10 protein-coding genes are annotated in these 9,125 nt (G+C 70.7%); 4 read left to right on the forward strand and 6 right to left on the reverse strand.

The genetic code is table 11. The annotated features are described in order from the left end of the window. Window positions 1-349: 349 nt before the first annotated feature. From ACWGIC_RS43895 to ACWGIC_RS43920, 6 genes are all read right to left on the reverse strand, one after another. Complete coding sequence (locus tag ACWGIC_RS43895) at window positions 350-1,036, reverse strand: hypothetical protein (protein WP_452081867.1); 687 nt, start codon at window positions 1,034-1,036, stop codon at window positions 350-352. Between the two features lie 107 nt (window positions 1,037-1,143). After that, window positions 1,144-2,061: a 3-methyladenine DNA glycosylase gene (locus ACWGIC_RS43900; protein WP_452081868.1), complete on the reverse strand. Its 918-nt coding sequence runs from the start codon at window positions 2,059-2,061 to the stop codon at window positions 1,144-1,146. Further along, window positions 2,058-3,101: a hemolysin family protein gene (locus tag ACWGIC_RS43905; protein WP_452081869.1), complete on the reverse strand. Its 1,044-nt coding sequence runs from the start codon at window positions 3,099-3,101 to the stop codon at window positions 2,058-2,060. The genes ACWGIC_RS43900 and ACWGIC_RS43905 overlap by 4 nt, the downstream gene beginning before the upstream one ends. Further along, the gene (locus tag ACWGIC_RS43910) at window positions 3,098-4,420 is read right to left on the reverse strand and encodes a hemolysin family protein (protein WP_452081875.1); all 1,323 of its coding nucleotides are present in this window, start codon (window positions 4,418-4,420) and stop codon (window positions 3,098-3,100) included. The genes ACWGIC_RS43905 and ACWGIC_RS43910 overlap by 4 nt, the downstream gene beginning before the upstream one ends. A 395-nt stretch (window positions 4,421-4,815) precedes the next feature. After that, window positions 4,816-5,382, reverse strand: coding sequence for a TIGR03086 family metal-binding protein (locus ACWGIC_RS43915; RefSeq protein ID WP_452081870.1), 567 nt, complete (start codon window positions 5,380-5,382; stop codon window positions 4,816-4,818). 40 nt (window positions 5,383-5,422) lie between these two features. Next, window positions 5,423-6,010 carry a TetR/AcrR family transcriptional regulator gene (locus ACWGIC_RS43920; RefSeq protein WP_452081871.1) on the reverse strand — a complete coding sequence of 196 codons (588 nt, stop codon included), beginning with the start codon at window positions 6,008-6,010 and terminating at the stop codon, window positions 5,423-5,425. A gap of 183 nt (window positions 6,011-6,193) precedes the next feature. Here ACWGIC_RS43920 and ACWGIC_RS43925 point away from each other — a divergent pair, with 183 nt between their 5' ends. Genes ACWGIC_RS43925 through pip form a run of 4 tightly spaced genes read left to right on the forward strand, consistent with a single transcriptional unit; the run spans window position 6,194 to window position 9,051 of the window. Further along, a complete protein-coding gene (locus ACWGIC_RS43925; RefSeq protein ID WP_452081872.1) occupies window positions 6,194-6,526 on the forward strand; it encodes a hypothetical protein in 333 nt (110 codons plus the stop codon). Between the two features lie 28 nt (window positions 6,527-6,554). Further along, complete coding sequence (locus ACWGIC_RS43930; RefSeq protein ID WP_452081873.1) at window positions 6,555-7,340, forward strand: WXG100 family type VII secretion target; 786 nt, start codon at window positions 6,555-6,557, stop codon at window positions 7,338-7,340. Window positions 7,341-7,364: 24 nt separating this feature from the next. Next, window positions 7,365-8,093: an ESX secretion-associated protein EspG gene (locus ACWGIC_RS43935; RefSeq protein ID WP_451989169.1), complete on the forward strand. Its 729-nt coding sequence runs from the start codon at window positions 7,365-7,367 to the stop codon at window positions 8,091-8,093. Between the two features lie 10 nt (window positions 8,094-8,103). Continuing rightward, on the forward strand, window positions 8,104-9,051 hold the full coding sequence (gene pip / locus ACWGIC_RS43940) for a prolyl aminopeptidase (protein ID WP_452081874.1): 948 nt from the start codon (window positions 8,104-8,106) through the stop codon (window positions 9,049-9,051). Window positions 9,052-9,125: the final 74 nt, after the last annotated feature.

Here is a 9,125-nt window from a genome sequence, read left to right on the forward strand (position 1 = left end):
GTTAGAACCGGCGCCGGCACTCACGAGGCTGGCGGTCGCATTCCCGCGCGGGAGGCGCGGCTGGGCAGGGCTCGTGAGTGCTGATGCCGGTTAGAACCGGCATCAGCACTCACAAGCTGGTCAGGACGCACGCATCCATGCCGCAGCTAAGCCCGCCCACTGGGCGAGGCAGGCCCTCGGCCGCCGCTGCCTCCGGGGTTGCGGCCTGGTCGAGTTCGCCTCGTGAGTGTTCATGCCGGTTAGAACCGGCGCCAGCACTCACGAGCCAGCTCCGGCGGGACTTGCCCCCGAACGCGCGACACCGCCCCGGCCCTGGTGCGGGCGGAGGCGGTGCCGTGTGCGGTCAGCGTCAGGAGGCGCGGATGCCCGCCGCCGCGAAGTCGGCCAGCTGGGCGGGTTCCTTGAGGAACGCCCGGAAGCTCTGCGTGCCGCGCTGCTGGACCTCGTCGATCGACGCGCCGGACAGGCCGACGAACGGGTAGTCCGCGGGCGGGCCGGAGCCGATCGGCATCGCGGGGGAGCCGATGACGTCCGGTTTGGCCTTCGAGAGCTGCGCGACCCAGTACGAGGATTCGGGGATCCAGCCGTCCGGGAGGCCGCCGATCGCGTCGAGCGAGGACTTGCCGGTGAGCGCGTTGAGCACGTCGGGGGCGGGCTTGCTCTGCACGGCCACGTGCACGCAGCTGCCGTGCACCTGGGTCAGGTCCTGGTTCCAGCGCGCCGCCGCGGCCTCGACCGGCTTGGCGATCTGCGGCGTCACCACGATCCGGATGTCGGTGCGGCCGCCGTTGCAGCTGGCGGCCTGCGCCTCGGCGCGGTTGTTGAGCACGCTGTCGGCCCAGTTCCAGCCGACGACGCCCAGCGTGGCCAGCACCACGAGCCCGAGGGCCACGAGAGGCCACGTCGCGATCCGCCTGCGCGGCGCCTTTTTGGCGACGATCCGGTGCGATCCGGTCGTCTCGCTGCGGCCGGCGGGCCGCTTCGGCGGGTCGAGGGGGTGCGGCACCGGCTCCTCGGGCAGGTTGTGACGCCCCATCGTTGTCCTTTCGTGATGTGCACAACACGCTCTGTCATGCAACCAAACCGTTATCACTCTATCAGGCCAGCGACCTGCGGTGAATACCGTTACGCAGAGTTGTCAGCTCAACGGCCGGGCGACTCCGGCACGGATCGCGGCGGCCTCGCCGGGTCGGCGAGCAGGTCTCGGCAGAGGCCGATCAGGCGGGCCCGCAGCGGCGCGGCCCGTTCGGCGAACCCGGCCTGCGCGCGGGCGTAGGCGGCCCGCCCTTCGGCGGTCTCGATCGGCACCGGCCGGTAGCCGTAGTCCGCCAGATCGTACGGGCTGGCCCGCATGTCCAGTTCACGGACGTCCGCGGCGAGCGCGAAGCAGTCGCCGACCAGCTCGGCGGGTACGAACGGATCGAGCTTGTAAGCCCACTTGAATAGATCCATGTTCGCGTGCAGACAGCCCGGCTGCTCCAGTTCGGCCTGCGCTTCCCGGGTCGGCGCGAGCGTGTTGCGCGGCCGCGCCGGATCGGTGAAGAACCGGAACGCGTCGTAGTGCCCGCACCGGATGTCCATCGATTCCACGACCTGATCGGTCCCTGCCGACCCAAGCCGCAACGGGACCTGCGCGTGCCGGACCGAGTCGGCGGGCTCGCGGTAGACCATGGCCCATTCGTGGAGCCCGAAGCAGCTCAGCCGCGGAGACCGGGAAGCCGTGGCCGACAGCAGCTTCAGCACGAACTCGGCGGTGCGCGCCCGGCGGCCGGTGAAGGCGGCCGGGTCGAGCATCACCCCTGCTTCGGTCTCGACGTAGGCCGGACGGTCGAGGAACCGCCGCGCGGACGGGCCCGCGAGCACCACGCCCGGACCCGGCTGCCAGCGTTCGAGGTGTCCGGGCCGGTGCGAGTAGTAGGTGAAGAGGAAATCCAGGACCGGGTGTTTTTCGCCCCGCGCCCGGCGTTCCTGGTGCGGCCCGGTCCACGCGCGCATCCGCTCGGCGTGCGCTCGCTCCCGGGCCTGCCAGTCCGCTTCGGCGAGCACTTGGAGGGCGCTCATGCCGCCACGTGGGTGCCGTCCCGCACGGTCCCCACGTATTCCTCGACGAGGTCTTCCAGCGCCACCACGCCGACGGCCGCGCCGGAAGCGTCCAGCGCCCGCGCGAGATGGCTGCCTTCCTTGCGCATGGCCGAAAGCGCGACGTCGAGCCGCGCGTCCGACGGCAATTCGGTCAACGGCCGCGTCTTGTCGTCCGGGATCACCGTGCCGGGGTCCTGGCCCACGAGGTCGAGGACGTCCTTCACGTGGATGTAGCCGGTCAGCGAACCGTCCTCAGTGCACACCGGGAACCGCGAGAACCCGGTGGTGGACACCGCTCGCTCGACGTCGCCGAGCGTCGGCCCGCAGGGGAGCGTCGTGAGTTCCGAGGTGGGCACCAGAACGTCCGCGACCGTCTTGGCGACCGACGACAGCGTCTGCGAAAGCCGCCGGTGCTCGGACTGGTCGAGCAGCCCCTCCTGGCGCGATTCGCTGAGCAGTTCGGCCAGCTCGTCGGAGCTGTAGGCAGTCTCCAGTTCGTCCTTCGGCTCCACCTTCATCAGGCGCAGCAAGGAATTCGCGACGAAGTTGAGGAACGCGATGACCGGGTTGGCCACCTTCACCCACGCCACGTGCACCGGCACGAGCCACAGCGCCAGCCGCTCCGGTTCGGCGATCGCGAGGTTCTTCGGCACCATCTCGCCGATCAGCACGTGCAGCATCGTGATGAACGCCAGCGCGATCGCGAACGAGATCGGGTGCAGCAGCTGGTCGGGCAGGCCGAGCAGGTCGAAGAACCCGGACAGCCGGTGCGCGACCGCGGGCTCGCCGAGCCGGCCGAGCAGCAGCGAGCAGATGGTGATCCCGAGCTGCGCCCCGGCGAGCATCTGGGACACGTGCTTGCTCGCGTTGATGACGATCTGCGCGCGGGTCTTTCCCTGTTCCAGCAACGCTTCCAGCCGGTCGCGGCGCGAGGAGATCAGGGTGAATTCCGCGCCCACGAAGAACGCGTTGGCCAGCAGCAGGACCACGACGAGGGCGATGTTCAGCCAGTCGTTCACGCGGTCACCTCGCGTTCGGCCGGGCGCACCTGGACCTCGGCGACGCGGTGCCGGTCCATGCTGGTGACCGCGAGCCGCCAGCCGTCGACCTCGACGGCGTCGCCCTCGGCCGGGATGGCGCCGAGCCGCTCCAGGATCAGGCCGGCGATCGTTTCGTAGTCGCCCTCGGGCATCCGGAAGCCGGTGATCTCGCGGACCTCGTCCGCGCGCAGCTGCCCGGACACGAGCCAGCGGTCCGCGCCGAGCTGCTGCGCGGCCGGGGCCTCGCGGTCGTCGTGCTCGTCGCGGACGTCGCCGATGATCTCCTCGACCACGTCCTCCAGCGTGACCAGCCCGGCGGTGCCGCCGTACTCGTCCACCACGATCGCGAGCTGGTAGCGCGAATCGCGCAGCCGGTTCAGCAGATCGTCGCCGGGCAGCGACTCCGGCACCGTCGGCACCGGCCGCATCGCCGAGCGGATCCGGGTCGTCGCGCGGTCCGCGGCGGGGACGGCGAACGCCTGTTTGACGTGCACCGCGCCCTGGACGTCGTCGAGATCCTCGGTGTAGACCGGGAACCGGGAGAACCCGGTGCGCCGCGAGATGTCGATCAGGTCGTCGATCGTGTCGTCCACGGTGAGCGATTCGACCTGCACGCGCGGGGTCATCAGCTCGTCCGCGGTGCGATCGCCGAAGCGCAGCGAACGGTCCAGCAGTTCCGCGGTGGACGTGTCGAGCTTTCCGCTTTCCGCGCTGGAGCGCACGATCGAGCCCAGCTCCTGCGGCGACCGCGCGGAGCGGAGCTCCTCCTGCGGTTCGATGCCGAACTTGCGGACGACGAAGTTGGCGCTGTTGTTCATCAGCGTGATGAGCCAGCGGAACAGCGAGGAGAACCGGGCGTGGTAGCCGGAAACCGCGCGCGCGGTCGGCAGCGGCCGGGCGATCGCGATGTTCTTCGGCACCATCTCGCCGAGGATCATCGACAGGAACGTGGCCAGCACCAGCGCGACCGCCACCGCGACCCCGGACGCCGCCGAAGCGGGCAGGCCCATCGCGTCGAGCAGCGGGCGGACCAGGTCGCCGATGAGCGGTTCGGCGAGGAAACCGGTGATCAGCGTGGTGAGGGTGATCGCGACCTGCGCGCCGGACAGCTGGAAGCTCAGCGTGCGGTGCGCTTTCTGCACGGTGCGCGAGCGCTTGTCACCGACCTGGCGGACGTCCGCGTCGACGGTGCTGCGCTCGAGCGCGGTCAGCGAGAACTCGGCGGCCACGGCGAGGCCGGTGCCGATCGTGAGGAGAAGGAAGAGCAGCACGCCGAGCACGGAAAGCAGGACGTGGATCACGGCGCACCGTCCGGGACGGCGGAACGGACGGCGGGCGGGAAGCCGGGTCGGGCGGGACCCGGCCCGGTACTGTCACCGGGCGATGGCGCAGCGCGCACGGATGGAAGTCACTCCTCGAAAAGACTGGTCTGCAGTGCGACGACGCCGACAATCGTACCGGGTCCGGGCGGCAGTGCCGCGACAGGACGCGAACCCGGCTCCGGTTTTTCCCTCGTCACAGCGTCGACCGCGGCTGAGACGGCGGCGGATCAGCCGGTGACACGGCACTCGGCTCGACGGGCGTGCCGCTGCACACCCCAATGCGGCATTGGGAGCGTCAAAGCGGCATTGAGGCGAGAGCGGCAGCGAGCGTGGGGCCGGGCTCTGTCCACTGTGTCCCTTGGCGCGGTCCCTCAGCGCGGCCGCCGTCCCAGCAAAGCCACGAGCCGGTCAGGAGCCGCGGCGGCGCGGCCCACCGCGACCGGCGGTTCGAACAGCCCGAGTCCCTGCCAGTCGTCGATCATCGGGCGCAGCACGTCGAGCAGCCGCGCGGCCAGGCCGTCCGGCACCGGATTCGGGCGGCCGAGCGCGATGGCGAGGTCCCAGCCGTGCACGGCGAGGTCGATCGTCATCTGCCAGCCGTATTCCTCGGCGGGCGCGAGGCCGAACGAGACGTGCACAGTGCGGCGCAGAGCGCCAGGGGAGAGCCACGCTTCCCGGGCGGCAGCGGATGCCTTCTCCCAGACCGAGAGCGGGTCGTCGCCGAGAACGTCGCCGTCGTAGCGGCTGCCGACCTCGTCGAGTGTCGCCCCGGCGAGAAGGTGCGGCACCCAGAGTTGTTCGGCCGTCAGATGGTTCACCAGATCGCGTAAGGACCAGCCGGTGCACGGGGTGCCGCGCGTCCAGTCGCCTGGTCCGACAGCGTGCACCGCGGCGTCGAACACGTCCAGCGCGCTGCCGTGGGCGGCGAGGAGATCCACGGCGCACATTGAACACGAACCCGGCCGATCGCGCGGGAACCTAGCCGCGCGTGCCCGGCCGGTGCCGCCGCACGGTTTCCTCGACCAGGTCCAGCACCGGGCCGAGATCGTCGCCGGGAAGCCCCATCGCGAGGTGCGACACGAGTCCTTCCAGCACGAGTTCCAGGAACGCGGTCAGCACGCTGACGTCGACGTCGTCGCGCAGGTTGCCGGCCTTGCGCTGCCATTCGAGGCGGTCCCGGGTGGCCTCGGTCAGCTGCTGCGAGCGCTCCGCCCACCGGCCGCGGAACTCCGGGTCGGTGCGCAGCCGCCGGGACACTTCCAGCCGGGTGCCGAGCCAGTCCGCCGGGTGCTCGCTGTTCCCGGCCAGCAGTTCGCGCATGACCTGGACCAGGCCCTGTTCGGCGACGACGTCGGCCATCCGCACCGCGTCGTCCTCGGCGAGGGCGAGGAAGAGCGACTCTTTGTCGCGGAAGTGGTGGAAGATCGCCCCGCGCGACAAACCGGTCGCTTCTTCGAGGCGGCGGACGGTGGCGCCCTCGTAGCCGTAGCGTGCGAAACACACGCGCGAGCCGTCGAGGATCTGCCGGCGGCGTGCGTCGAGGTGATCCTGGCTGACCCGTGGCATCCTGAAATCCTGACATCGCGGACCGGGTTCTCGCAATCCGTACGTACGTACTGTGACGTGACGGCGGAACGGAGACGCGCTGTCACACTGCCGGGCTCTCGGCTGACACGACCGGGCCGGTTGACTACGCTGTGCACATCACGACTGCACCTCACGACGTGCGCACCGGGAAAGGGAGCGGCCTTGGTCATCGGCGAATCGGGCCGTGCGCGGGGCGGTTTCGCCATGGACGCGGCGGAGCTGACCGCCGTGATCCGGCTGTGGGAGGACGAGCTCGGCAAGATCGACGCCGACCGCCGCGCGATCGACGAGATCCTGGAGGTCTTCGCCGCCCCCGGAGCCGACCCGGCGAGCGCGGAGTACGCCGCCGCCGGCGCGGATTCGCTGCGCACGCTGCGCGACCAGAACGAGGCGCTGCGCCGGTACGCCGCCGGATACCTCGACAAGCTGCGCACCGCGCGGGACCGGACGGCCGAGGCGGACCGGGCCGGGGCCGACCTCGGCCGCGGCCGGTAAGCGCCCGGCCGGGCACGAAGGGAACCAGGTGGACGGCAAGCAGATCTTCGACAATTTCCGCGGCGGCGACACGTCCGGCCTGCGGGCTGCCGCGGCGAAGGTCCAGGAGCTGTCGGCGGCCTACCTGGAGCGCGCACAGAGCGTGAAAGACCTGCAGGAGCGGATGGCGCGCTCGTGGACCGGCGACTCCGCGGACGCGGCGAAGGCGGGAGCGGGACCGGTCGAGGCCGGGTTCCGGGAGTCCGCCGATCCGCTCGACCTGACCAGCGCGTCGATGGACACCCAGGCCAGCAGCTTCGAAAGCTCCCGGCACGCGGTGGTCGACGTGCCGCCCCGGCCGGAGCGGCCGCAGCCGTGGGCAGGGCCGCTGCGGGCGGTGCTCCCCGCGTCGGCCGCGCCGGTGTCCTTTCAGGACGGGATCGACCGGTTCCACCAGGCGAACGAGAACAACGTCCGCGTGATGGAGCAGTACCACGGCGTCACCGTGAACACGAAACGCGTGCTGCCGAAGCAATACGGCCCGGTCGTCCCGGACAGCGCCCCGATCCGCCGGTCCGGTCCGGACGGCACGACCGCGCAGGCCGCCGCGAGCCACGACCGGAACGGCCCCGGGGCCGCGGTGCTGCCCGCTCCGGTGAGCGAACCGTCCCAGCGCGGTCCGGGCTCGGCCGTCGGCGGCGCTCCCGCGGCGCAGGGCGGTCCCGGCGACGGGCTGCACTGGCGGCCGGAGTACCTGCTCGAGGCCGATCCCGAAGGCGCGTTCGGCGCGGACGGTTCGGCGACCTCGCCGGTTCTCGGCGACGAGGAGGAGTAGCCGGTGGCCGATCCGGCGGGACGGGTGGATGTCCCGGTCGAAGCGCTCGCGGCGCTGGCCGAACGCGAGCAGGTGGGCCGGTTGCACGTGACGCTGCGGCCGGATCCGGCGTGGCTGTCGGAAACCGAACGCGACGAAGCAGCCAAGCGGGTGGACGACGCGCTGGCGCTGGCCGGCCTGGTCGATTCGCGCGGCCGGGCCACTGTGGACTTCCTCGACTGGCTGCCGCTGCTCGTGCGCCCGGTGACCGAGTACTACGGCTGGGTCGCGACCGGAGATCGCACGTACGGGGTGCTGGCCGCGGCCAGCGGATTGCAGGCGGTGCTCGCGGTGTCCGACGGCGAACACGTCGGCGTCCAGGAGATCGACCGCGAACGCGTGCTGGAAACGCTCGTCGAGCAGCTGCCGGCGGTCGGCCCGGGCGGGGGGTACGTGCGCACCGTGCGCGTCGCCGACCTGACCGAAGCCGCGCGCCGCGGCGAGGACGCTTTTCCGTTGGACCCGGTGTTGTCCGACGTGCTAACCCTGGTGCAGCGTCCGGTGCACGGCAGCGGAGAGCTGTACGCGGGACGGCGCGACGACGTCGGCCGGTACGTCCGGCTGGAAGAACCATTGCACTACGCGGACACGGACTGGGGCCGGTACCTGAGCTACACCGTCGGGGCCGGGCCGGACGCGGAAATCCGGATCGGGCCGGCCGGCCCGGCTGAGCTGTGCGGTGCGCTGCGGGCTCTGGAGCGCACCCTGAACTGAGGGGGAAGCGTTGCGCTATCCGGAAATCGAGCCGTACGACAGCGGGTTGCTCGACGTCGGCGACGGGCACCGGGTGTACTGGGAAACCTGCGGCAATCCCGACGGGAAACCGGTGGCCGTCCTGCACGGCGGCCCCGGAACCGGCTGCAGCGAGGGGATGCGCCAGTTCTTCGACCCGGAGCGCTACCGGATCGTCCTGATGGACCAGCGGGGGTGCGGCCGCAGCACCCCGCACGCGGGAGACTCCGTCGAAGCGCTGTCAGCGAACACCGCCAAGCATCTGATCGCGGACTTGGAACTGCTGCGGGAAACGCTGGGAATCGAGCGCTGGCAACTGTTCGGCGGCTCGTGGGGCTGCGTGCTCGGCCTCGCTTACGCCGAGCGGCATCCCGAACGGGTGACGGAAATCGTCATGATGGGCTTGGCGACCGACCGCCAGCTCGAAATCGACCAGCTGACCGCCGGACTGGGCGGCATGTTCCCGGAGGCGTTCGCCCGATTCCGGGACGGGGTGCCGGAAAACGAGCGGGACGGCGACCTGGCGGCGGCGTACCACCGGTTGCTCGCGGACCCGGACCCGGCAGTGCACGAGGCCGCCGCACAGGGTTGGTGCGACTGGGAAGCGGCGATGGTCCCCGGGGTCCCGCCTTCTCCGAAATTCGAAGACCCGCGCTTCCGGCTGGCTTTCGCCCGGCTGGTCACGCACTACTTCTCGAACGGCTGTTTCCTGGAGGACGGCGCGATCCTGCGCGACGCCGACCGGCTCGCCGGGATCCCCGTCGTCCTGGTGCAAGGCGTCCTTGATCTGAGCAACCTCGTCGGCACTCCCTGGCTGCTGGAACGCGCGATCCCCGATGCTGAACTGATTCTGGTCGGGGGAGCGGGCCACACCACCGCTGTCCCCTCGATGGAGGAAGCGCTGATCTCCGCCACGGACAGGTTCGCCACCCGTCCGTGAAGGAGATAAATAACGTAAAAGAATTACACAACCGATGAATAACAGACAAAAGCCAAAACAAGGACAAAATACAA

Source organism: Amycolatopsis sp. NPDC054798, from assembly GCF_053611505.1.

Excerpts from the sequence above, each read along its gene's own strand:
- ACWGIC_RS43895 (WP_452081867.1), bottom strand. The coding sequence starts at position 1,036 with ATGGGGCGTCACAACCTGCCCGAGGAGCCGGTGCCGCACCCCCTCGAC.
- ACWGIC_RS43900 (WP_452081868.1), bottom strand. The coding sequence starts at position 2,061 with ATGAGCGCCCTCCAAGTGCTCGCCGAAGCGGACTGGCAGGCCCGGGAG.
- ACWGIC_RS43920 (WP_452081871.1), bottom strand. The coding sequence starts at position 6,010 with ATGCCACGGGTCAGCCAGGATCACCTCGACGCACGCCGCCGGCAGATC.